The organism is Mucilaginibacter sp. OK098 (genome assembly GCF_900142915.1).
Lineage (GTDB): Bacteria > Bacteroidota > Bacteroidia > Sphingobacteriales > Sphingobacteriaceae > Mucilaginibacter.
In genome coordinates this window covers 486,420-511,513 of the sequence record NZ_FRCM01000002.1, presented here as the reverse complement: position 1 = coordinate 511,513, position 25,094 = coordinate 486,420, and the positions used below count along the sequence as shown (strand labels likewise).

The window sequence follows — 25,094 nt, the reverse complement described above, 5'->3', positions numbered from 1 at the left end:
AAATTAAAAATCCGGATTAAAGCTAAACTTAACGGCATAAGGCGCAATGCCCGGATGATCAAGATAGCTAAACCTTTTGATCACATCTATCCGTAAAATTTTAAAGATATTGCCTACGCCGACGCCTGCTTCAGTATAGGGCACATTCCCTAAGGCGTAAGTGCCGTTGCCCCCGTTTGTACCCGTTGGGAATTTATACAAATTGTTTGAGTACAAAGGATTGTTTTCATTTCGCAGGCCGCCGTATAAAATTTTAAACGTAAGATACTCTCTCCATTTAAGATGTTCTATCAGCGGGATCTTATTCAGGAAAAAGCCGTTAAAGCTTTGGGTAAAGTTTAAGCCCACATAATGATCGCTCACAAACTCCAGGTAGGTCATCCTGTTATAAGCATTCAGATCATATGCTAACGACTGATTAGCCGAGCTTATATTCAGCAGCGGGAACGGGACCTTCCCGGTTAAATAACCACCCATCAGCGTAACATCCGAATACCCTAATTGCGAAAAATAAAAACGCTTAAAAATATTTACACCAAAATTGGTATAAGCGTATGATCCGTTTATGAAGCCTTTAAAGCCATGGTTTACCATCAGCTCCATGATGGGGTATTTACTGTAAATGGTGTGCCTGTCCTGGGTTCCCTGTAAAATTTGCTCGTGAGGGGCATATCTTAAACGCACGCCTAATTCGCTGGTGGTTAAATTATGTACTATGGTATTATTGGCATCATTAAGCCCATAAACCAATTTGGCGGCGGGTTGCTGATTCCAGTTTTTGAAGATAACGTCGTATGAAAAATGATTTTCAAAATCCTTTACATAATCAAGCCTGAAAATTGTGCTATAAAGCCAGTAATTTGTTGCACCTGTTTGGAATGACGACAGCGCAGCCTGCCTGTTGTTTATAGAAAAGCTATGCCCCGGCACATCAACATCATACAGGTAACTTGCTTTAAAATAATCATTAGGGAAACGGTAAGGGGCAGTTTTATTTAATGAAAGATAGGTGATCAGGTCATACTTTAATTGCTTATCCTTGGTTCCTATCCCGCCATATCCTTCCAGGTAAATAGATTTGTTGAATTTTGGTGTGGTCCTTCCCCCGCCCTGGAACCGGAGGCCTTCCTGGCTGCTAAACGCGAAGAACGAATTGATAGGGCCAATTTGTACAGCCCCAAAATCAGCAAAGCCACCTGTGAGGGTTGACGCTATCCACATGGTTCGTTTAAAGGATGGCATTTTTTCCAGTTTGCTGATCTTGCCATAGATCTGTGCCTGCTGCCCGCTAAGCGTATCCGTTCGGTGACCGGCCCAATAGCTGGTATCTTCCCGGTTAGCATTTTCGGCAATTTGCAGGTCTTTACCTTGGTAAAACGCTTCCGGTTGCGGCGCGTTTAGCTTATAGTTAGTATACACAACCGTACGCTCGCCAATAACCCCCAGGCCTTTGGTTCTCGAGATGCCGAAATCGGCTGTTACATCACTTTTGCTGAGATAATAGCGGCCACCGGCATCCTGTACGAAATCAAGGCGGATCTTCAGGCTGCGCATAAAGTTAATGTTGATCTGTTTATTTACGTTCAGCTCACACCCTGCAACCGCATAATGGCCGTCAAGGGTAACCAGCAGCTTTCCTTCAAACAGCAGGTCGCCTTTATTGCGGGGCGTAAAACTAACTTCAACCAATTTTCCCTTTGCAGTTTTTATGGTATCGGTAATAAAAAACTTATAAAAGTCAGGGGCATGGTTAGCAATCGGGCTCAGGAACTGGTTGGTGATGATAAAAATATTGTTCGAATAAAGATCCAGGTTATTCCCATAAAGCCGGTTCAGATAAATATCCAAACCTGCCGTATCCACAAATTTGATGATATTGATCTGTTTTTGCGCATTCAATACCTGGATAGACTTTTCCGGATTTTTCCTATAGTAATTTTGAGATAGCTTTTCGCTGAAATAAACCGGGAGCGCGGTTTGCGTCTGCCCGTTTATCTTCTGTGTAGTATCCAGCAGGAATTTATATTTGCTAAAAAAACGGCCGTTAATAAACTTTTGCGACAGGTGAAAAAAGGATAAGCCTATCCGCTCATACTGGTCATATTGAAGGTAATCCGAGCTTTCCATCCGGTTTTCATCCTTATGGTTAATGATCTGCTGGATCAGCGATACCGCCGGATTCCCCTTGTTGCGGTACCGTTGCTTTTTCCCGGTGGTAACCGAAACCTCTTTTAACTGGGTCTGACTGCTGCGCAGGCGGATCGCTAACTCATTTATCTCCCCTGATTTAACAGTTTTTGTAATGCTTTGGTAGCCAACGTACGAAAACGTGATTTGGCTGAATAAACCCGGGGCCTTTAGCGTAAATTTCCCCAGTTTGTCGGTATAGGCGCCGTAACTGCTGCCACCAAAGGTTACGCTGATATAAGGAAGCGGCTTACCGGTAAGTGCATCCACAACTTGGCCGCTCACCTGGGTAAGGGTATGGGTTTTAAGGGTATCCGTTTGCTGTGCCGCAACGTTTAACGAGAACAGGATCAGGCCAAAACAGCTTAATGTTTTTAACAGGTTACTGTTTAAAAACATTAAAAATTGGGAAATACCCCTCCGTTGAAAAGATAATACGACTATACGACTCCAAAAATTCAGTAACAAAGTATGGTAGAATTAATAGTAAAAAAGAATTAAAGAAACGTATTTATGCAGCCATAAGTATTAAAAAAGTGATTTTTAGATAGCTGTAAATATAAACTTTGATTCTGAATAGTTTCTGGAGTTACGGCATTAATAGTAATAACGTAACACCCCCATAACACACAAAGGAATAAACCCGGAATTTTGTTTGATTTATTAAAATTATAACGGCAAAAGCCTGCCTGTGTAATAGGCACTGATACCCAGGCTGTTCCAGCGTTCCATTTTTGCACACGAACGGGTGGAACGCTGTGAAACACGCTCATTATCAGTGTGTTTCATTTTTGTCAAAATGCAAGTATCTGATAATCAGTAGATACAAAATTAATGATTTTGAATGGATCACTGTAATTTATTTATAATCAGCGTGTTCCGGTCTCCGCAGGGTCTCCTGAAAGGGACCCTGCGCCGCGCGCTAAGTATTCGTCCAGAAATTATCCTATGTCAGAAATTTCTGCTAACCACATCGCAGGGTCCTCTGTGAGAGACCCTGCGGGGACAGAATCAGCGTGTTCCGGTTTTTGAGTTGATTGAATCCGGTAGCCCCGCCTAAACGGCATAGCCCTCATGAACACCCATTAAAAACAAACACCTGTGAATAATCGTCCCTCCGAAGGAGTCCTTGGGATCGGTTGGCTACCGTGTACCCACATCTTTTCCTAACCCCAGAGGGGTTCAATATTGGTAGAAAAACAACAACCCAATAATTCGTGTGCCGTAGGTACACAACCCCGCCGCAAAGAAGTCGCCGTTAAATAGTTCAATAGGTTTCGCACCTATGGAGCGAAAATTCATTGTTTTCGATTTTTCTACCAATATTTTGCTCCTAAAGGAGCTGCTTTTCTTTATAATTAATTGAAATAAAAGATGCGGATACACAGTAGCACGGTTGAGTAAACTTCGGTGTTCGATATTCGTTATTCAATATTAACAACCCTCTGTCTCCGCAACCCTCTGTCTCCGCAGGGTCTCCTGAAAGGGACCCTGCGCCGCGTGCTGAGTATTCGTCCAGAAATTATCCATGTCATAAATTTCTGTTAACCACCTCGCAGGGTCCTCTATGAGAGACCCTGCGGTGACAGAGTATGTTGAATAATGAAGTAAACTCCGGTGTTCAATATTCGACATTCGTTATTCAATATTAACAATTTCTCATGAATGCTCAGATCTCAAAATAAGGCGGTAAAATAGTATAGGGTGGTAGGGGAGCATCGCGGTTGTACACCATCACATCGGCGGTTTGCTGGGCTATTACGGGGCCGTCATTTTTTTCGACAAGGTGCAATGCGCCATCAATGCCCGAAGTTATGCCCCCGGTAGATACAATGTGGCCATCCTGAACAAATCTTACGTTTTTTATAAAGGTGATATCAGGATATTGTTTGTGCATGTCGTTTATAGCCAGGTAATGCGTGGTAACGCGTTTGCCCGAAAGCAGTCCCGTTTTAGCCAGGATCTGTAACCCAATGCAAACCGACATAATTACCTTATCCTTTTTACTGGCAATTTTTTTGATCCAGTCAATTACCGAAGGATCAACCTCCAGATCGATGATCCCCGGGATCACAACCAGGTCCGGTTCCGGGCAATTGTGGAGATCATATTGCGGCGTAATGGTAACCACTCTATTTTCGCTCAGGATAGCATCCATGGTTGCGGCCACGGTATACACCTGGTACCTGTTGTTATTGTATCGGTTTGCGTGCAAAAACACATCAATAGGGCCATTCATATCAACCAGTTCAACACCGTTATAAATCAGCACGGCAACTTTAATTGGAGTTTTCATATGGGGTAAGGGTTAGGTAAGTATTTAGGTTTTTTTAAGCTGTTTGTAATTTGGTTTAGGTATGCGGGGTTTTGGTTTTGCCCGTTGTTATATCAAAGCTAAATATTAATGTTGGGAATAAGTAGGGTTATTTTGGGAGAGGATACCGGGTGTTTATTTTCATATACTCTTTAAAAATCATCGAAAAGCCGGTTCTTATAATAGTCTTCTGCTGTCAGCAGCGTTACGCTCAAATTTAATTGCCTGATAGCCTCCACCACGTTTGTCGGAAATGTTTCATCGTAGGCAAGATATTTTAAATGTTTGAATTGCTGAATAGCAGTTACTAAATTATCGGTATCATTGAACCTTATATCTTCAATAACTAAATGCTGAACGGGTAGGTCTTTTAAATCAATAAGGTTGTCCAGGTTCGCATCAACGAGCTTCAAGTGTTTAACTTTTTTAAAATCGGTAAGCCATTTGGGAAGCGGATAGCTTTTCTTTAATTCCGGTTCTGCGGTGAAAGTAGATTGTAAAACAATTTCCACTACTTCATGAATGCCTTCTGCAACATTTGGCGGCAAAAGGTCTGTCGTAAATGCTGGGGTTATAAACAACCTGCTAGGTACGTCCCCCAATCCAACAACTACACATTCCGGATTTAGGAATAACATTTTGAACCCCTGTTCATAAAAACTTGGATCAACTGCAACTGTGTTGTATTTTAAAATTGATCTGGGGATGTCTTCTTGTCGTGGCTTTTTCATTAGGTAAGCAAATTAAGGATTTTGGGTGTAAAATAAAGCATTTTACCGTCGTGCTGATTACCTAAATACAAAAGCATGTCAATATGGCATTAATGTTTTTTGGATTGTAATTTGACGCTAATAAGTGCCTTCAGAAAAGTCTGGAGGGTATGATGTTTAAGTTACTAAATCTTTGGTACACCTGCAAATGGGCTGCCAAATCTGTCAGTTTACCTGCCAGCGTTTCCGAATATATCTCAAGTAATAATATTACTACTACAATTGAGATATGGAATATGTGTTTAAGAGCTATCATAACATTATTATTGTTTAAAAAGTCCTCGCGGTGAAAATCGTTATGTCTGAGCGGAAGTGAAACATATTCTGTAAAGTTTTGAGTAAACAAAAGCAGCGCCAGTCACGTTGCCGGTAATCTCAGAAGGGGTTTGCTGAGCTTTTAGCAAAGTCTAAAGTGCCACATTCCGATGTAAGTCGGCTCTTGATTGGCTATGAGTGGATTAAGGTTTGCATAGGTGAAAATCCTTGGATGATTGAGGCGGTCATTAACTAAGCAGTGGGTAACATTGTGCATTAGTCAGGAAGTTAAGGCTGATATTGCTTCTTGGCTAATGTCCCATTAAAAGATGGCAAAAGACTCCTTATACACCGACGAAATATGGCTTCGATTTAAAGATAAGTTTGGGCAAACTCCCTCCTCCTTCAAACTAAAGAAATATCCTCAACTCGATCCTTATTTTGATTTTCTTAACTATAGTGAACTAGTTAAAGAAAAAATTGAAGACAGCTCTTTAAAGTCAATTCAAACACACTCATTCACACCTTTCGTTAAAATTCTCACAAAAACTCCCAGGTATCGGTATCAGGAAGATAAGGCTTGTTATTCGCTGGATACTAAAATTAGGCCTATTTCATTTGCTTCACATTTTGACTCTTACATTTATGCATTCTACGCTTTTGCTCTTACCGAAAAATATCAAGAATACATAAGAAGTAAAGATTTTCATGAAAGTGTTATAGCCTATAGAACAGATTTAAACGGACAGTGTAATATCCAATTTGCTAAAGAAGCATTTAATAGGGTTCAAGAGCGGATATCTAAAACACAAACATGTTCAGCTATTGCATTAGACATTACAGGCTACTTTGATAATATTGATCATTTTTTACTGAAAGAAAAATGGTGCAAAATTCTTGATTTCTCCGAACTACCCATAGACCAATATAAAGTTTTTAGGTCACTCACTAAATATTCTTATTTAAACTTCTCTAGTTTTTTAAATCATTTTAATATCAATCTTAACCACATAAAAAAACAAGGTTTAAAATGGCAATCGTTACTTGATTTAATGGATGATAAAATTGCCGGACCTAGTTTTCTTGAAAAGTTAAACTATCTAAGAGAAAAGAAATTAATTGTTACCAATTTACCAAAATTAAACAGAGAGACTAACGAATTAGAATTTAAAGGTATTCCCCAGGGATCGTCGATGAGTGCAGTATTGTCAAATATTTATTTGATTGATTTCGACGAGTATATAGTCAGAATTGGAAAGAAATACGGATTCACTTATCGAAGGTATTGTGACGATTTATTAATTGTCTGTAATACTTCTGATGCAAAAGAAATAAATGCCCTTGTTCTTTTGGAAATTGAAAAATATAAATTGGTTATACAGCCAAAGAAAACTGAACGGATAGATTTCCATGTAAATAGCAAAGGTATTGTAAGAGGCTTTAACTACAAAAAAAAGGTTAAGGACAAAATTAATTTAGTGTATAAAAATGAAAGCAAATACTACAAATCATTACAGTATCTAGGATTCGAATTTAATGGACAAAACAGCTACGTAAGACCGGGGAGTTTATCGCGCTATTTTCAGAAAATGAAAGGAAGAATAGTTAAAACTATTTTAATGTCCTACAGTAATAAGTCTAAAGCTGATTTTATTCACAAAAAACAATTATATGATAAATACTCACATCTAGGGAAACGGAATTTTTTAAGTTATGTCCGCGACGCAGCACAAAAGACCTATAAAAAATCTTCAGGGATTGTTAGAGAAGGTTTAGATTCCATACATATCAAACGTCAGCTATCTCATCACTTTAGAATTATTGAAAACGAAATTAGAAAAACTAGTGAGCAGCGATTTCTACAAAAAGAAGTAAAAAATGAGATTAAAAAAAACATAAATGGAAGAATCAAAAAAAATATCTTTAAGATATAGAAAGAGCTCCATCCTGGCGCTAGTATCCGGGCAGGCCAAAAGAGGTTGGGCTACTAGTGCCCCGCATGCTAAATACAACAGATGTCACATCACAAGCCTCGTGTTTTGTTGGTAACAATACTAACAAAGGCGTAAGCCAAAAAGCAGTACCTTGAGGTAGCGGAGGTAAAAGTGAAAATAAGTCTTTCAGGAAATTAAGTAATTTTCAAAAAGATAAATATATATTTTGTAAATCTTTAGGTAAAATAAACTTTATAAACGCTACTGTAATAAAGTATATTTATACTATGAAAGTTGCACCTAAAACCTTACTAATATTTATAATCGTTTTATTAGTCAAATCCTCGCTCGCTCAAATAACCTACCAGGGTCCAATTGCTGATGATACTTATTTAAGTACTGTAAAACTTACAAAATCGGTAACTGAAAAAATTACTATGCGTATAAAAAAAAGAACCATTGCCAAAGATACCACAATGTCTGCTACAGGGACTGGCTTTTTTGTGTATAGAACAGTTCCCAATTTAGGATACAAGGTTTTTTTAGTGACCAATAAACATATGATAGGAGATTGGTCATTAGGTGATAGTTTGATTGTAAATAAAAATCTTTCAGTAAGTTTCTATACTAAATCGAATTTATTCAGAGTGATAGATATCCCATTAAAAGATGTAAGGGGAAAAATTATGGATAATGTACATCCGTATCCTAATCAAAGCGTAGATGTTGTGGTTATCGATGTTACAGGTTTTATAATGACTAATAGTTCAAACGACCTTGCTATATACGCGATAGACATCAATAATTTGATATCTATAAATAACTTGTTTTCATATCAAATTTTTACGGGAAATCAGGTATTAGCTACAGGTTATCCATCAGGCGTACAAATTGTATCGCAAAGCAAACCAATGGTAAAATCTGCAATCATATCCTCTCCATTAACATCACCTATCGATGTTAACATGATAATGGAAAATCGAAATCACAAATTTGTTAGTTATAATATTAGCGCAAAATTAATACTTATAGACGGATATATTGTAGGTGGCAATAGTGGTGGACCTGTGTTTACTCCAAGGGATAAAAATATTTCGGATCCAAAAACCACCCAGGGTCAATTTAATTATGTAATTGGTATAGTTTCGGCGGTTTATAATAATACTGGACTAAGTTTAATTTATTCTTCAGATTATATAAAAGATTTAATCTATAAATATTCAAATAATTAATACTATCTCGGCTATACCTTACTTGGCGCTAATATTGATAGTGGCCAAAAGAGGTGGGCTAGTGCCCCGCCTGCTAAGTAACCCACATGCTAAGTAATTGGATAAATTTCCATTTATGAATCAGCCACCTGCTAAGTGTATTATTTATAAATGATATCCCCAAAGTTGCGCGAAAGCGTATATTTGATTGGTCACAGGCTTTAAATATATTTGCAAATACTAAATTCGGTTTTGGCCACCCTCATCTGAGATAAAACCGGCAGAACAACTAAAGATCAATCTAAACAGGAAAAAGTGAAATGGCTGACATTAGTCATAACGTTTATATTTTGTGCAGCAGCTAATGCAGCTCCGCTAACTATTGACCATTCTCTTATTACGCTTAATGGCCCGTGGAAATTCAAAACCGGCGACAATCAACAATGGGCGAACCCAAATTTTGATGATTCACATTGGGAAACAGTCGACCTCACCGCACCCGCGGGAGCGCACGACGGAGATGTAGGGCTCACGGGTTACGTACCCGGCTGGGCCGCAAAAGGGCATGGTACTTATGCTGGTTATGCCTGGTACCGCATCCATATTTCTTTAGATAGTTTAAGCGGAAATACCCTGGCATTAGCAGGACCACCTGCTGTGGACGACGCGTACCAAATATTTATCAACGGAAAGTTGTGGGGAAGCGCAGGCGATTTTTCAAAGCCGGAACCTGTGATCTATAGCATACAACCACGGATTTTTATCTTGCCCGATTCCATAAAACATAAAGGGGCGGTTACGATTGCTTTCCGCGTATGGATGAGCGCCGCCACATTAAGCGGAGACCCCCAGGCAGGCGGGATCCGTATCGCCCCAATGCTGGGAGAAAAAAGCGCTATCCAATCAAAATATAATTTTCAGTGGCGGCAAACCATAAAAGGCTATATTGTTGATGCGGTTGAGCCTGCAATATTTATCCTGCTGGCGGTTATAAGTTTCATTTTATACCGCTCCGACCCGAAAAATACAGCTTATCTATGGATCATTACAGCCTTTCTTTTTACCGCCCTTGTCCGGGCGAACCAACCCTTTTTCTATTGGTTTCAAATAGAAAGCGCACATGAATTTGACCTCGTTACAACCGTTATCCTGATGCCGCTGGTAATTGGCAGCTGGTTGATGGCTTGGCGAACCTGGTTTAAATTAAGCCGGCCTATCTGGATGCCTAAAGCCATCCTGATCCTTACCTTGCCCTATATGTGCTCACAATTGCTGCGGCTTACATGGCTGCCTGGTGCAATTCCGCATACCTTGTTCCGGGATCTTTCCAACTATATAAGATTGATTTTTGTTGCTATGATGCTCTATATTATCTATAGCGGGATCCAGCAAAACAGGCGTGAAGGATGGCTAGCCCTGCCAGCTGTATTGTTAATCTCAACAGGGTTATTTGCACAGGAATTATCAGAATTGCATATTCCGGGTATTTGGTTCCCATATGGCGTCGGCGTATCAAGAACCCAATATGCCTACCTGGCTTTTGATGTGATTATACTTGTGCTGCTGATCTCAAGAGCCAGGAAATTACGGAAGCAGAAGTTACCATCCTGACGTTATCTATGCTGTCATTCAGTGAATTCGAAGCAAGCTGCTTGCAGATTAAGCAATGTGCAGAAACCCCACCCTTAGGCGGGACCTGACTTTAGGAGCTCATGAATACCTTAAAAAACAAAACACCATATTCATGATAGCACGGGGCCAGCGCTTGCATGGCGCAGACTTGTTCTGTGAGGTGCTGATCCGACCAGTTAGCGGACAGCATGACGGGTTTATATAATATCAACGGCCAACAACTACTAATTCCTCCCCTGCCAACTATCTATTCACAACAGCCAACTTTTTACGCATCACATTACCTTAATAATGCCACAAAACCACCTAGTGGCCGCGTATTGTTGTTAAGGTTTATAACGTAATAATAGGTGCCAATGGGCAAACGTTTGCCTTTTCTTGTCCCGTCCCAGGCATTATAATAACCTCTTGAACTATACACTTCCTGCCCCCAGCGATTAAATATCTTTACCGTACAATTGGGATAATCCTTTAAGTTTTTAATTTCCCACTTATCGTTAACCCCGTCATCATTTGGTGTAAAAGTGTTTGGGATGGTTATATCTTCCAGTACCGTCACCTTTACTAAAGCCACACCCACGCAACCGTCTGTTGATTGTACAGTTAAGGTGTATAGAGTAGTTGAAAGCGGAGTGGCCGTGGGGGTCAATGTCTTAATATTATCTAATCCTGTAGCAGGGCTCCAGGTTATATCAGCGATATTTCCTAATGCTGTTGCATTTAATCGGACGCTATTCCCTTGTTCAATGGTTTTATCTCCGCCGATATTAACAACAGGAAGCGGGTGGATATTCATGGTAATACCGTTGCTGATTACAGTTACAGGTACTGCGCAATTGGCATTGCTGGTTAACCTGCAACTTACAATATCTCCATCGGCAAGGGCATCACTTGTGAAGGTATCACTGTTGGTCCCTGTGTTATTATCGTTTAGCAGCCACTGGTAAATGGGGGTAGCGCCACCATTAGTTGGTGTTGCCGTGAAAGTGACCGGTATACCTGCGCAAATATTATTTGCAGAAGCTGTAATAGTTACCAATGGGGCAACCGGAAGGTTTACATTTACGCTGATACTATTGCTTGTAGCTGTGGCCGTTGTAATACAGGCTGCATTGCTGGTTATTACACAGCTTACTATATCGCCGTTTGCAAAGGTGCTGCTCGTAAAAGTATCGCTGTTGGTTCCTGTGTTATTACCGTTTAGCAGCCATTGATAAGCAGGGGCAACGCCGCCGTTTACAGGAGTAGCGGTAAATATGACCTGAGTGCCCGGGCAAATATTGTTGTTTGATGCCGCGATACTGACTGATGGGGCTACGTAGGGATTTACACTCATGATAACAATGTTACTTGTTGCACCAGCTGGGGTGGCACATCCGGCATTGCTCGTCATTATGCAGCTTACATTATCGCCGTTAGCAAAGTTGCTGCTACTAAAAGTTGCGCTGTTAGTGCCCGCGTTTACGCCATTTACCAGCCATTGATAAACAGGGGTGGCGCCGCCATTGGCCGGCGTGGCAGTGAACATAACCATAGTACCCGCACAAATATTATTTACCGGGGCTGCAATGTTAACTGACGCGGCCAGGTTAGGATTAATACTCATGGTAATGCTATTGCTAGTTACACCGGTGGGCGTACCGCATGCGGCACTACTCGTCATAACACAGCTTACCTTATCGCCGTTAACAAGTGTGCTATTGCTGAAAGTTACACTGTTGGTGCCAGTATTGGCGCCGTTAAGCTTCCATTGGTAAACAGGGGAGGGCCCCTCATTAACAGGTGTAGCAGTAAACGTAACAGAGGTGCCTGCACAAATATTATTTCCAGAAGCTGCAATGGTCACAGAGGGTGTTGTTCCGCTTACTTTTAAGTGAAGGGTTGTTACCAGGCTGTCACAACCACTTTTATAAGGCACTACATCGTTATAAACACCAGCAGTACTTACAGACGTTCCTGATGGCAATTTGTAACTGCTGCCTGCACAAATTGAAACCGTGGTATCAACTTTTTTTACGTTGTATACTTTTACGTGAACCTTGGCCGAATCCACACATCCGTCAGTAGTTGTAATAATAACCGTGTAATCTGTTGTAGCCGCAGGCGATGCCTTAGGGTTAGCAATATTAGGGTCACTAAGCCCGGCTGCCGGACTCCATTGATACTTTACCCCTCCAAAAGCAGATAATTGCGCTGATGCCGACTGACAAATTTCTACCGAACTGCTTTGAACATTACTTGATTTAAAATCCGAAAAAAATCCATAAACTGTTCCGTCATTTGTTCCGCCGTTTATAAAACCTAATGAAAATTTCCCCGTCGAATTTGAAAAGTTTAATGCCGCTCCCACTGTAACTGCGCTGCTCAGGTCAACTCTTGATGTAACATAAGCACCGCCGGTACCCGGCACAGGCGAAAAATCACTGCTTGTAATTAATGTTTTGTCGCCATTAACAGTAAAATTGTTTTGATTACCATCTTTTGTTGTGATCATAACGGCAAACAGGTCGCTGTTGCTCCTCACGATACTTACAGATTGCGATCCGGTACAGTTTATTTTCGGAATAATTGCCGAACCCACCTCACAACCGTTTCCTGTTAAATGGTAAACATATATGTTTTTGTCTGAACGTATGTAAGTGCTTGGGTTGGATAAATTAAGCGTAATTGATTCTCCTTTTGCCAATATCGCTGTGGGGGTAGCATTTCCGTCCACGTAAACAGAGGTCCCGTCGGCCACAGCTAAAACATAAATATTATCGTTTAGCTGCAAAAAACCCTTCGTGACAATGTATTCCGTACCCAGCACACTTGTAGGCACGGTTTGGTCACCAATTAGGTCGGCACAACTGGAAACCTGCACTAAATCATCCTTTAAAGTTACTGCAATAGCGTTGTCCGAACTGATATATGACCCCTGCAAATGCCCGGCGGCAGTTCCACTCACTGCAACGGCCGAATATGTTTGGCCTGCATTCAAGGTAATAGTGAAAGGAACATTTGCCTTGTGGCCAATGATATCCTTTGTAGGTGTAATGGTAACATGCGTGTTATTTTGAGTTGCCACAATATCAAATGAGGTACTGGCCCCCGAATACGCAGACGATTCATCATAGGTATATTGCGAGGAAATAAAAAACTCAGTGCCCAGCGCATTTTTTCCTTTTAACGAAAATACTTCAGGATCGCAATTACAAAAACTACTCACCACCTCATAATAGGCTGTTATGTCTGCCGTTGATTTAATTAAAAGGCCCTTATTCAATGTGGTATTTGCCGGGATATTTTCAAGCTTATTTATCCAGGTGGTTAGGTCTACACTCACGGTTGAATTTGCGCCTATATTTGTTGTAATGGGGGTAAATGAAGGGTCTGCCGGCATCGAAATCACTACTGTAGCGGGTGAAGACAATGTTGTGATCCGAAGGACTATAGGTTTGTCAAAGTCACGCCCCGCATCATAAACATAGGGCGCCACAAACCAAAACGTCCTGTCTACTTGCGCTGAAACCAGGTGCGGCATAAATAAAATAATCCCGAATAAAAATATTTTAGCAATTAGAAAAGAAGGATATTTTAAAATCTTAGCCGATTTCATTGGGAGTATTAACGTGATGATAAAGCATTGCAATAATAAGGTTTATTTAGTTGTAACAGTTGGATATTTTGGATGAAGCCAGAACAAACGCATTGAAATTTGAGTAAAGTGAGTAACTATTTTATGCCTAAAGTATCAAAAAGTCTGTGGGGGATAAAGATAGCATACACCTGCTCTTGACTTATCCCTTTCAGCAGGCAGAGGGTTCAATATAAAATACTTTTGTAATTTTACTTTGAAAGTTAAAAATACATTTCAGCACCAAAAAGCGGGTTTCAACAATGAACAAGCAGATCCTGATTGAGTTTATAAAAGCCAACACGCCGAACATAATGGTGAGTAACCAGGCATTAGAAAAGATTGCTGAACATTTTGAAGAACGAACATTTGCGAAAAATGATTTCCTGCTTAAAGGTGGTATGAACAGCGGTTATTTTTATTTGGCCGATGGGTTTATGAGAGCCTTCACCTATGATACTAATGGCGATGAGGTGACAACTTATTTTTATCCGAAGGATCGTGTTGTGTTCGAGATCGCCTCCTTTTTTTTGCATACCCCTTCAACTGAATATATCCAGGCGATCACTAATTGCCAGGGTTACCTGGCTTCGTTTGAGTCAATTAACCTGCTTTTTCATGCGGTGCCTGAGTTCAGGGAATTTGCGCGGATGATGTTGGTGAAAGAATTTGTGGCTTATAAACAGCGCACTTTAGCCATGATCAATAAAAGTGCCGAGGAACGCTACCGCGAATTGCTGAATAATAACAAAGAGATCTTCAAGCACGCGCAATTGAAACATATTGCCTCCTACCTGGGCGTCACCGACACCTCATTGAGCCGCATAAGAAGCGAATTTTCGAAAAAAACTTTTTGATTTTCCAGCCAGATCTCTTCCGTCTCAGCAGATTCTCCTCAATGTTATTAAGTTAAGCTTTTGTGTCTTCGCAGGGTCTCCTGAAAGGGACCCTGCGCCGCCTGCTAAGTATTCATCCAGAAATTATCCTATGTCATAAATTTCTGCTAACCAGATCGCAGGGTCCTCTATGAGAGACCCTTCGGGGACGGCTGTTATTAAGTTAAGCTTTTTAGCCCTCCTTGTGCGCAGCAAAGGGAGGGCAGGTCCAGCGAAGCGTCGACTGGGTGGGTAAATCTGCGCGCGATGTTCACGCAATTGCATTGGCGCCAATGCACGGCGGTTCGACTCACCCCACCGACTCCGCTAGCCAGCGGATGGGCGACCCTCTCTGCTCCGCGGCAGCGGGTGAAAACCAGTTAATCGGATTAACTTAATGACATTGGGGATCTGCGGGGACAGAAACAAAAAAATGCACGCCTCATTTCTTGCCATTTGGAAAGTGCATGCCGGCATATTTAATTTCTATTTGTCTTGTTAATTTAATCAACAAAAAAAATGGAAAATTACATATCAAGTGTGCCTTTATGGGCTATCGTTCTATTCATCTTTGGTTTTTTCTGGTCTCTTGGTCTTATTGCAAGTCGTGCAAAACAGGCTGCCATTAATGCGGGTATGAGTGCGGGTAAATCAAGAAATATTCAATTTGGCATTTTGGGTTTTTACATCGCCTACCTCGCATACGTTTCAATCCTTTCGTTAAAAGGAGTATTTGACAACAAGTCGATACCACCTACGGTAATGGTTTTAGCTGCCCTGCCATTAATGATTGTGTTATTTGGGTTTATCGGAAACATCAAATTATTCAAAAAATTACTTGGGGCAATTACATTGGAATCCCTGATCACAATTCATGTGTTTCGGATCCTGGGTGCATCCTTCATTTTTCTATACTTCTATCACCTGCTTCCGGCTGTATTTGCTTTTTCGGCAGGAATGGGAGATCTCATTACCGCACTTTTGGCCTTACCGGTAGCGGGAATGGTTTCAAAAGGAAAGTCATGGAGTATCCCGGTAGTATATGCGTGGAATATTTTTGGAATACTGGACATTTTAACACTGCTTGTTATTGCGACAATTGTAGGGAAAAATTCCATCATCACTGGTGAGCTGGGGATGCGGGAAGTGACGATATTCCCATTTGTATGGTTCCCGGCTTTTGCCCCCGCGACAATATTGTTTCTGCACACCATGATTTTTAGGAAATTAGTCCAAATGAAGAAAATTAAAGTTTAATTACCCTTTAGAATGATGAACTTGCTTCAGTCAGGCCGCTAACCTATTGATGTTATTGTAGTTGTTGTAAAGTTGATAACCATGAATAAGCAAATAGAAACAATAAGGAATACAAGAGCTTCGTTGCTTGAACAGTTAAATGATCTCAGTATCGATCAGCTTAATCAAATTCCCCAGGGGGTTGTCAACAACATCAGCTGGAATATGGGGCACCTGATAGTCGTTCAGCAGGGAATATGCTACCAGAAAGCCGGCTTGCCATTATTAATACACGATGATTTTTGGCTACAGTTTAAGCCGGGTTCCAGGCCGGAAAGAATTATTGGCGAAGTTGAAATAGTAAATATCAAACAATTGTTGATCACCACATTGGATCAATTAGAAAGTGATTATGAAAATAAGATCTTTGGCAATTATACAGGTTGGTCTACCCGATTGGGCACCACGATCGTCAATATAGATGATGGCCTGGAATTCTTATCATTTCATGAGAAACTACATTCAGGAACGATTACAGCACTTAAAAGGTTGGTGATCTGATAGCAACCCGCGTTACCCCAGCAACCATCATAATTTCCTCCTCCCACACCTTCTCCAATCCCATTATTCCTGTATATTTGACATATATGCTAAAGCCACTCAATAATTAAACAAAACAAGCCCGATAAACAACATGCATACACCCCTTTTTACCAGGAGTTTGATAAAATTTACTACCATTGTTATAATGGTTATTACCTGTAATATATCATTTGGCCAGTCGCGGTATAAGCCGACTGAACTATTCCCGGCCCTTCCGCTTTTACCTCCCGGCAATGAATACCGCACCGCCACCGGCGAACCGGGACCCGCATACTGGCAAAACCAGTCGGATTATGTGATAGATGTAACTTTGGATGACAAGCAAAATGTGATAAAAGGAATTGCAACCGTAACCTATACCAACAATAGTCCTAAAGCGCTTTCTTCCTTATGGATGCAGCTGGATCAGAATGTTTATAAAAAAGATTCAAAGGGCATTCAGGCAGGCCTATTCCTCTATAAAAACCCGGCTGAAAAAACAACGGATGGCGGTTTTGAAATTCAGGGGATCAAGCTTGCCGATGCGCAGGCCGGTGAAATAAAATATAATATTTATGATACCCGCATGGAGCTGCATTTACCGGAACCATTGAAGAGCGGGCAAAAATTAAGCTTCAAAATCCAATACCAATACCGCTTTCCTGAAAATTACAAGAATGCCGATTTCCAGGTGAACAGGACAGATATATTGCCCACAAAAAATGGTAATATTTATGCAGTGGCGCAATGGTACCCAAGGATGTATGTGCTTGACGATGTGGAAGGATGGAACACGCTGCCCTACCTGGGCAACGGTGAGTTTTACCTCGACTTTGGGAATTTCCGCGTGAATATTAAGCTCCCTTCAGCCTATATTGTTGAGGGCTCCGGCGATCTGCTGAATCCTGAAGAAGTTTTAACCCCGGTTCAGCTGAAGCGCTGGCAGGCGGCAAAAGAAAGGGAGGAGCCGGTGTTCATCAGGTCGGCAAAAGAGGTTGGCGAAGCAGCCTCAAGGCCATCAGTCCCAACCTGCACCTGGAAGTTCAGGATGGATAATACCAGGGATTTCGCATGGACAGCCTCCAAATCATTCATTTGGGAAGCTTTGAGTTTTAAACTCTCCAGCGGCAAACGCGTAATGGGCAGTTCGCTGTACCCAATTGAATCTGCCAAAAAGAGCAGCTGGTTGCGATCGTCGGAATATGTAAAATTCACCCTGCAATATTTCTCCGAAAAATGGCACGAGTATCCATTTAATAAAGCGGTTAACGTTGCGTCAAACCTGGATGGCATGGAATACCCCGGCATGGTTTTTTGCGCGGCAAAAGACACCGGCAATATGTACTGGGCAGTAGTTAACCACGAACTGGGCCACACCTGGTTCCCGATGATGGTTGGCAGTAACGAACGCAAATATGCATGGATGGATGAAGGGTTTAATCTTTTTATAGATATGATGGCTACCAAAGCGTTTAATAAAGGCGAGTTTATTGGCTATGCAGAAATTGATAGTCCGAGGATGGCGCTGTTTGCAGAGAAATTACTGCCTATTGTCAGCCGGCCGGATGCTATCCCCGGTAACCAGGTGTATACCATCCAATACCAGAAAGTGGCTTATTTGTTAACCTTGCTGCGCACTCAGGTCCTCGGCCCCGACCGGTTTGACCCGGCCTTCAGAAAATATATCAGCGACTGGGCATTCAAACACCCCACCCCCTGGGATTTTTTCAGAAGCATTGATAGTTCTACTGGCGAGGACCTGACCTGGTTTTGGAAATCAATGTTCCTTGAAAATTTCAGGCTCGACCAAAAGATTGCAAAAGTGGAGGCCCGGGATAACAAAACCCTGATCACCATTGAAAATATGGAAAGAGCCGCTATGCCGCTGATAGTTGAAATAACCTATAAAAACGGCGAAAAAGAGCTGCGGACTTTCCCGGTAGAGATCTGGGAGTACAGCAGCTCATACACATTTGCAGCCAATAAAACCGAAGCCATAGCCAAAGTAATCATCGACCCTGAGCAGGTTTACCCGGATGTAAATAAAGAAAATAATGTTTATGAGGTAAAATGATAGAAGTGCGGGAATGCTGGTCGGGGCTTTTTTCCTCCCGTCAGCAGACAAGCTTCGGCAAAAATCCGGAAAAACTGACGGCCCAAACCGGTGGCAAAGGGCATCCGGCAAAACGATTCCAGCCCGTGGTTTTGACTTATTTGTGTGTGAAAGGCTCGTACGCAAAGAAGCGTTTCTACCGACTTGATTTATTCACTGGCTGTTTATTTTTAAGGCGTTCATGAGATCGCTGCGCTTAGTTTTTGGTTACTTTTGGATCAAGCCAAACGGTATAGCCTTCTTGAGTGCCTTTAAAGAAACAAACAACCACGAAAAAAGTAACAGCCCCCGCGGCAATTGAGCGGGAGAGTCATTAAGTTCATGTATTATATACAATTCGAAGCAGCCCGTGTTCCTCCCCGCTGCTGTCAGCGTACCATGCTCTTTCCCCTTGTTAGCATTGCCATCACTACTACATCAAAAAAAAACTCAAAAATTAACATTTTTTAAACCTGGTGTCTTGCTCAAAACAAAACAACCATTAACTTTATCACTCAAATCCTATTACCATGTCATCAAATCAAAACACAGACAATCGTTACTACAAACAACAACGCTGGCTTGCGGCCCACAACGGATGGAACACCACCCCGCCGCTCAACAACCAATGCTTCACCATTACCCAACTGCTTGACTATGGCGTAAGAGGTTTTGCCCTTGATATTTGGGGCAGCGATGAAACTTCGCTCTACTTGCAGCACGGGCCAAAAAATCCGGTATCATCAACCCCGTGGAAGAAAGTACGGGATGAACTGAAAACCTGGCTCGACACTCACACCACAGAAATTGTGACGCTGTTTTTCGAGAGCTATCTAACCGGACCTAAACCAGGTCAAACACAACCTTCACCGCTGGCAGCATTGGATACTTCATTGAGGGGCATTGGTTGTTATAAATCAGGAAAGGCTGTTCAGGAAGATGCTATATTAAAACGCAATTTTTCGTATTTAATTAACGGAACGGATGAGCAAGGGAACGTAGTTACTACCCCGCAGCGCCTGTTTGCCTTTATTGAAAAAGAGCCGGACGAAGGTGTACAGTACCTGTTCCCGGTGATGAGAAAAAACTTCGCCGAAAACGGATACGGTGATGGATCCCTAAAGCCGGGCAGCTGGACTGAGTTGCGGGGAGATTCGTCACGTACAAACCCCCTCACTTTTTTAAACCATTTTGGAAATAACCCAACCGGAAGCGAATGGAACCGGAACAATCCCGACCTGATCTGTAAACACGCCCGGGATTTCCTTTTCAACTTTGGAGGTCGTTACCCGAACTTTTTATCGCTCGATTATATCAACTGGAACACAGAGAACCCTGGCCCTATAGAAGCTGCCAAACTGCTGCAGTCGCAACCGGACCTGAAGGTTACGCCTTTTAAATGGGCTGGAAAAAACAAAGTGCAAAATTCCTTTGATGATGTTGATGTTTTCATTTCTGATAAAAGGATCAATGATTTCCAGGTGGAAATAGGCCAGGGACAAGGCATTATAAAAATTAAGCCCGTAACAACCGGGGCACAAATCATAATAAAAGGCATCCAATTGGTAAATGTACCCGGGTATGGTGTGGTAAATATGCGAATCCAGACAGGTAATGGATGGGGTAAATGGCTCGCCCCTGATTCTTTTGAAAAAATAACCGATATTAAGGACCCTAACCTTGCCCATCATGTTATTTCCGGCACGTTAGTAGGCTTCTGCTGTCGTACAAGTTCAGGGTACGGCGTGGTAGATTTTGCAGCAGCCTGCCTGCCATGATGTGTTTTGCATTGTCTGTTCAGGCTGGATGAAGCTTTTGAGTTTAAGAATAAGCCTCTGCCTGGGGTCAATGTTATTAAGTCAAGGAATTTTCCTTCCCTCCTTCCCGTTTACGGAAGGGAGGGAGGTCGAGCGAAGCAATGACCGGGTGGGTAAATCTGCGCGCGATATTGACGCAAAAGCACTGACGGTTTGACTCACCCCGCCGACTCCGCTAGCCAGCGGATCGGCGACCCTGCTCCGCGGCAGCGGGTAAAAAATGAGCTTAACTTATGGTACTTCGCTAGCGACAGCAGATGCACTTATTCGCTCTTTAAACTTTTTACCGGGTTTACAAAAGCGGCCCTAATGGTTTGCAACACTATAATTATAGCGGTTATAATGGTTAATAAGCCTATCGAAATAATAAAAGGTGTTAGCGATATATTAATCCTGTAGGCGTAATCACTTAGCCATTGGTGCATAATTACATAAGCCAGCGGACAGGCAATTATGCCAGCCAGTAGGATCACGCTCAAAAAATCTTTCAAAAAAAGCGCCGTTATACCAGCTACCGACGATCCAAGTACTTTGCGGATGCCGATTTCCCTGGTGCGTTTTTGAATGCTCAGGGATATCAGCCCTAAAACCCCCAGCAACACAATAACAAAAGCTAATGCAGTAGCAATGTATGCTGCTTCTTTTAATTGTATTTCTGTTGCATACAATTTTTTAAGGGCGTCGTCCATAAAACTATACTCAAAGGGGGCACCCGGCATCACCTCGCTCCATTTCTTTTGCAAAGCCTCAATGTTTCCCTGCATATTACCGGGCTTCAATTTTATAGAAAGATAGCGGTAAATATTAACGTCGTTAACATTGGTAAAAGTGATTGGCTGGATCCGTTGCTGCATCGATCCGAAATGAAAATCTGCAGTTACACCGCAGATAGTAAACGAACTTCCCTGGAATACAATTTTTTGGCCAATAGCCTCATCCGGGGTATTCCAGCCGAGTGCCTTCAACTCGGTTTGATTGATCACTGCCTCTGTGGAGTCATCGGGCCGTTCCACCGGGCTAAAAAAATTTCCGGCCTTTAAAGGAATATTAAAAGTGGCGGCGTATTGATTATCTGCAATTAAATGTTGCGTATTAAAACCTTGTATTGGGTTAGCGCCCTGCCGGGAAACCAAAGTTTTGCGCATTTGCCAATCCATACCACCGGGAATTTCCCATGAAAGCGAAATATTGCGCACCTGCGGCATTTGGGCCAGCCGGTAGCGGATAGCTTCCATTTTTTTTACGCCTTTGGGCGACCAGTCCCGCGGAACCTGCGCATAGATAACGTAATCCTTATTATAGCCAAGATTGCCCTTAAAAAAAAGGTCTACTTGCTGCGAAATGATGATGGCGCCGATAAAAACAATGGCTGCCGTTACAAACTGGAAAGCAACCAGCGTTTTTCGTAACCACACACTTTCTCTCACTGAATGTAGCTTGCCCTTTAGCGAATCGATCGTTCCAAGGGCCGATAATACCAAAGCAGGATAAATACCTGCCAGGAGACCCACAAAAAACACGAACAGCAAAGGGATCAGGATAAAATAAGCAGGGAACAGCAATAGCCCGGTAACTTCATACCCCATTGCTGCGCTGAAATACTTGCCGGCGTATGGATAAATAAAGAGCGCAAGCAGCGTAGCGAGCAATACCATGATAACCGACTCAGTAAGGAACTGCGAGATCAATTGATTTCGCAATCCGCCCATCACCTTACGGATGCCCATTTCTTTCATTCTGCCTGATGAACGGCCAATACATATATTCACAAAATTGATCACTGCCATTAGCAGGATGAAAAAAGCTATACAAGATAGTGTCCAGGTCATCTTTTTTACCAGGCCGTTGTTGGCTTGCAGGTAGTAATCTTTTAGCGGTGCCAGGTATGGTTTAAGATTGTTTTTTATCTCATCGTCGGTTTCATTTTTTCGCAACAGGTCAAGCATCGCATTTTCAACAGCTTTAGGGTCTGCGCCATTTTTCAATTCGATATGATCCACAGTGCCGGTATTGTCCCAGCCTTCGATGGTACGCAGCGATTTGTTAAGGTTGCCATTAATAAAAAACTGGAATTTATCATTGCCGCTTAAACCTGTAATGGTGTTTGCAGGTAATCCCTTGAGCACCCCTGTAATTATATAATCATGATTGCCGCCGGCAAAATCCTGAAAATTGAGGGTTTGCCCCACAACATCTGTTTTGCCAAAATACTTAATAGCCATTTTGGATGTGATCACTACAGAAAACGTGCCCTGTAAGGCTGTTTTTACATCGCCGCCCAGCAATTTGAATCCATACATAGACAGTAGGGTACTGTCGCCTACAAGAATGCCTTCGCGGAAATGCTTATCGCCTTTGGATACATTGGTAATAGCCACGGCAGCATTATAATAATTCGCTACCAGGCCCGGATAATTTACTTTTAACGTTTTTGATAATTCAGGGATCCCGCTGGCTTCGTTACCCATGTTTGGATCTTTCCATTTGCTCAGGATAACATATTGATTATCTATGTCCTTAAGTTCCTGGTTCACCTGCAGGGTGCCCCATATGTAAGTGCCGATCAACAAAGTAAACGTAATACCTGCTGAAAGGCCTAAAATATTGATAAAAGAAAAGGTTTTGTGTTTCCACAGGTTTCGCCAGGCGATTTTAAGATAATTTTTAAGCATACGACCAATTATAACAAAGGTGCAATAAATACAATGCCAAGTTGTAAGTAATTGATATTAACTTAATTAAATATTAAATGAGCGGTTGTTCGTTCGATATCGGACACCGGCTGTTTGCTTCCGATACAAAGGGTATTATAATGAAAATCGTGGCGTTTAGATCTTGAGTATTTGGGCATGTCAAAAATAGGCTATAAATGTGCTAAGCAACCGCCAACCTACTTCCCCGCTTTCAAAACATCGGCCCCTAAATAATTCATATAATTAACCGTATTTAAATTTTTTGGATCAGCAGTAACCGGTACAATCGCCCCTACATTAAAATACTTGATATATGCGCCTAACCCCGTAGTATCTGTTTTAAACTTATTGATAAACCCGGCAATAGCATGCGGATTAATTGCAGGCAAACTAAGCTGCTCTCGTAAATCAAACGTGTTGTTCCATTGCTTAGCACTGTTGGCCAGGTCAAAGTAATACGTCTTTTCATTAACAAGCGTGTTCGTGTTTTTATCGAACTCCGCTATCTCATAAGATGGGTTGTTACCGTAAACAGGGCTCACAGACGGCACTGTGCGGATGTACGCAACAGGGCCAGCGCCATTGGTTATCACCCTGAGATCATTCCGGTGAATATGGCTGGCAATTATTGTCCTGATTGTTATTTTATTGCCGGTACGCGCATATTTGGCAACAGTATCAACAAACATTTGCGAATAGTCGTCGCGCCACATTTCATTACTGTCATGAATATTTTTACCGGGTGGAATGTGCGAAATTATCCACACATCATTATGATTTTTCCGGGCCGCATGCAATTCGCTGCCCAGCCAGGCAAACATCTTTTGGGCATCAGCATCGGGAAATGGCTTTACTAAATAAGGATTAAAGCCCACCATACTGCTGTTAATAACGATGAATTTCAAATTGGGTGCAGTTGCAGGATGATAAGAATAATACCCTTCGCTTCTTAATGAATTGCCATATCTATCCGGGCCATCCTTTTCCCATGCATCCGCAAACCCGTTGAGGAAAGCCGGGCTTTGCTTATGATAGTTACCCATATCCGTATCATTGTTCCCCAACGCCGGAATGATCCGGGTATACGGAAAATTAGCCCTGAACAGTTGTGCCAAAAACTTAATGGCATTTATTTTAAAAGGATTTTTTATACTGTCGGGCAGTTTAGAAAACGACGCTGGTTCGGCATTCCCGTGCCAGATAAAATCACCGGCCAGCACAATAAAAGCCGGAGGGTGCTTTGCATCAAATTGTGATTTCATGCTCTTAATTGCCGATATTAACAGGCCGTAGTTTGAATCGTGCCCGCGCATGGTAGCGAAATCATAAGATACTTTTGACGCTTTAAAGATCCAGTCCCATTGGTCGTAAGGCAACGCCTTCAACCTGCTTACCAAACTTGTATCATAAAAGGGGCTAAAATGAATATCCGAAACAATCAGGCACCGGGCGGTATTACGATGTGCTGCAACCCTTTGCCCTTTTCCGCCCGAAGGCATCAAAAGGCAGATCATAATACATAAAACAGGAATAAAGTGAAGGTGATGTCTTAATATTTTCATGCCGGTAGGGCTTACGGTGAACGTGGTTAAAATTAGTGTATTGGATAATATAATCCTATGTTAATTTTATTGATAGTGGGTCGATGCAGTTTTGGTTTGTAATATTTTCTTCCCGTCAGCAGACAAGCTTCGGCAAAAATCCGAAAAAACTGCTGGCCCAAAGCGGGGGCAAGGGGCATAGGAAGTTTTTGCATACAAGGTCTGCACGGGATAGGGTAGCCCGGCAAAAAGATTCCAGCCCGTGGTTTTTTCGGATTTGTGCGTGAAAGGCCCGGAGCGCAAAGAAGCATTTCTGCTGACTTGATTTATTCACCAGTT

The 25,094-nt window shown here is 42.0% G+C and carries 14 protein-coding genes; 8 read left to right on the top strand and 6 right to left on the bottom strand.

Going from position 1 to position 25,094, the window contains the following annotated elements; all coding sequences use genetic code 11:
• Window positions 1-3: 3 nt before the first annotated feature.
• From BUE31_RS09365 to BUE31_RS09350, 3 genes are all read right to left on the bottom strand, one after another.
• Window positions 4-2,586, bottom strand: coding sequence for a DUF5686 and carboxypeptidase-like regulatory domain-containing protein (locus tag BUE31_RS09365; protein WP_073402684.1), 2,583 nt, complete (start codon window positions 2,584-2,586; stop codon window positions 4-6).
• Window positions 2,587-3,856: 1,270 nt separating this feature from the next.
• Entirely contained in the window at window positions 3,857-4,483 is a 627-nt protein-coding gene (locus tag BUE31_RS09355; RefSeq protein ID WP_073402680.1) for a DJ-1/PfpI family protein, read from the bottom strand.
• A 170-nt stretch (window positions 4,484-4,653) separates the two neighbouring features.
• Window positions 4,654-5,232, bottom strand: coding sequence for a hypothetical protein (locus tag BUE31_RS09350; protein WP_073402678.1), 579 nt, complete (start codon window positions 5,230-5,232; stop codon window positions 4,654-4,656).
• 623 nt (window positions 5,233-5,855) lie between these two features.
• Between BUE31_RS09350 and BUE31_RS09345 the strand changes: the two genes are divergently transcribed.
• The 3 genes from BUE31_RS09345 (at window position 5,856) to BUE31_RS09335 (ending at window position 10,282) form a co-directional block, all read left to right on the top strand.
• Window positions 5,856-7,460: a reverse transcriptase domain-containing protein gene (locus tag BUE31_RS09345; protein ID WP_073402676.1), complete on the top strand. Its 1,605-nt coding sequence runs from the start codon at window positions 5,856-5,858 to the stop codon at window positions 7,458-7,460.
• Between the two features lie 287 nt (window positions 7,461-7,747).
• A complete protein-coding gene (locus BUE31_RS09340) occupies window positions 7,748-8,692 on the top strand; it encodes a trypsin-like peptidase domain-containing protein (protein ID WP_073402674.1) in 945 nt (314 codons plus the stop codon).
• Between the two features lie 294 nt (window positions 8,693-8,986).
• Window positions 8,987-10,282 carry a glycoside hydrolase gene (locus tag BUE31_RS09335; protein ID WP_073402672.1) on the top strand — a complete coding sequence of 432 codons (1,296 nt, stop codon included), beginning with the start codon at window positions 8,987-8,989 and terminating at the stop codon, window positions 10,280-10,282.
• 301 nt (window positions 10,283-10,583) lie between these two features.
• Here the strand turns inward: BUE31_RS09335 and BUE31_RS09330 are convergent, their stop codons facing one another.
• Window positions 10,584-13,901, bottom strand: coding sequence for a gliding motility-associated C-terminal domain-containing protein (locus BUE31_RS09330; RefSeq protein ID WP_073402670.1), 3,318 nt, complete (start codon window positions 13,899-13,901; stop codon window positions 10,584-10,586).
• 281 nt (window positions 13,902-14,182) lie between these two features.
• On the opposite strand from BUE31_RS09330, the gene BUE31_RS09325 reads away from it, so the two are divergent.
• The 5 genes from BUE31_RS09325 (at window position 14,183) to BUE31_RS09300 (ending at window position 20,482) form a co-directional block, all read left to right on the top strand.
• A complete protein-coding gene (locus BUE31_RS09325) occupies window positions 14,183-14,776 on the top strand; it encodes a Crp/Fnr family transcriptional regulator (RefSeq protein WP_073402668.1) in 594 nt (197 codons plus the stop codon).
• Between the two features lie 537 nt (window positions 14,777-15,313).
• The gene (locus BUE31_RS09320) at window positions 15,314-16,051 is read left to right on the top strand and encodes a hypothetical protein (protein ID WP_073402666.1); all 738 of its coding nucleotides are present in this window, start codon (window positions 15,314-15,316) and stop codon (window positions 16,049-16,051) included.
• 81 nt (window positions 16,052-16,132) lie between these two features.
• On the top strand, window positions 16,133-16,591 hold the full coding sequence (locus BUE31_RS09315; protein WP_073402664.1) for a DinB family protein: 459 nt from the start codon (window positions 16,133-16,135) through the stop codon (window positions 16,589-16,591).
• A gap of 133 nt (window positions 16,592-16,724) precedes the next feature.
• Window positions 16,725-18,686, top strand: coding sequence for a M1 family metallopeptidase (locus BUE31_RS09310; RefSeq protein ID WP_083619574.1), 1,962 nt, complete (start codon window positions 16,725-16,727; stop codon window positions 18,684-18,686).
• Window positions 18,687-19,234: 548 nt separating this feature from the next.
• Window positions 19,235-20,482: a PI-PLC domain-containing protein gene (locus BUE31_RS09300; protein WP_073402660.1), complete on the top strand. Its 1,248-nt coding sequence runs from the start codon at window positions 19,235-19,237 to the stop codon at window positions 20,480-20,482.
• A 302-nt stretch (window positions 20,483-20,784) separates the two neighbouring features.
• Here the strand turns inward: BUE31_RS09300 and BUE31_RS09295 are convergent, their stop codons facing one another.
• Together BUE31_RS09295 and BUE31_RS09290 are read right to left on the bottom strand one after the other, a co-directional pair.
• Window positions 20,785-23,193: an ABC transporter permease gene (locus BUE31_RS09295; RefSeq protein ID WP_073402658.1), complete on the bottom strand. Its 2,409-nt coding sequence runs from the start codon at window positions 23,191-23,193 to the stop codon at window positions 20,785-20,787.
• Between the two features lie 218 nt (window positions 23,194-23,411).
• Complete coding sequence (locus tag BUE31_RS09290) at window positions 23,412-24,776, bottom strand: metallophosphoesterase (protein ID WP_083619571.1); 1,365 nt, start codon at window positions 24,774-24,776, stop codon at window positions 23,412-23,414.
• Window positions 24,777-25,094: the final 318 nt, after the last annotated feature.